Source organism: Oleiphilus sp. HI0080 (assembly GCF_001635135.1).
In genome coordinates this window covers 1-987 of sequence record NZ_LWFU01001203.1, presented here as the reverse complement: position 1 = coordinate 987, position 987 = coordinate 1, and the positions used below count along the sequence as shown (strand labels likewise).

Genomic DNA, 987 nt, shown 5'->3' with positions numbered 1-987 from the left:
CAACGCGACCAATCGTGTTAGTGTTTTCTTTCAATCGCTAACCGCGACAAAAGGGTTCAGCAAGCACGGTAAGCTCGATATACCTGATTTGAAAAAGATCGTTGGTGTGACGCTCATTGGCGGCTTAGCGGGCGCGATCCTCGCGTCCTATATGCCAGCAGAGTATCTTAAACCAGTTTTATTGTGCTCTATGATACTGATGGCAGGAATTATACTCTTCAAGCCCGCCGTTGTTGCTCCCCCTGAAGGAACGATACCACTCAAGATATCCGAATCAGCCAGCTCTGTTCCCATGCTTCTTTTAGCCGGTTTTTATGGTGGCTTTGTTCAGGCAGGGGTCGGATTTATACTTATTGCCGCTGTAGCGGGTAGCTTGCGCTACGACCTTGTCCGTTCAAACGCATTAAAGATTGTATGCACCCTTGGTTTTACTGTGGTTGCCCTCATTATCTTTATTTGGAACGATCAAATATTGTGGGTCCCGGGCTTGATCCTTGCGATTGGCTCAATCGTTGGGGCACACATTGCCGTTAAAATAACCATTAACTTAAGCCAAAAAGCGTTGAAGTGGTTTTTGTTTTTGATGACGATATTTGCTAGCGCAGCCGCTCTACTAACCTAGTTAATGATCTGGCCGCACTCTATCTAATAACAATCACAGTAGGGGTTATTCATGTCAGAAGAAAACGCAAGCACAGTTGTCTGTGTCACCGGTGCATCAGGTTTTATTGCTGCTCATCTAGTAAAACAATTACTCGCTCAGGGCTATCGTGTGCGCGCAACCGTTCGAGGTGCTCCAGATAGATATCCTTATTTAACGAACCTTGAAGGTGCGAAAGAGCGATTAGAATTTCACAAAGCCAATCTTCTCGAAGAAGGCGCCTACGATAAAGTCGTCGATGGTTGTGATTATGTATTGCATACCGCAAGCCCTTACATCGTAAACGTTAAGGATTCGCAGAAAGAGCTTGTTGACCCTGCGGTTAA

Annotated in this window: 2 protein-coding genes; both read left to right on the top strand. The window is 45.7% G+C overall.

What is annotated here, in order from left to right; all coding sequences use genetic code 11:
* A partial coding sequence (locus A3751_RS21145; protein ID WP_068458795.1) for a sulfite exporter TauE/SafE family protein occupies positions 1-622 on the top strand: 622 nt, incomplete at its 5' end.
* A 51-nt stretch (positions 623-673) separates the two neighbouring features.
* The coding region (locus tag A3751_RS21140) for an NAD-dependent epimerase/dehydratase family protein (RefSeq protein ID WP_156492712.1) at positions 674-987 on the top strand (314 nt) is incomplete at its 3' end.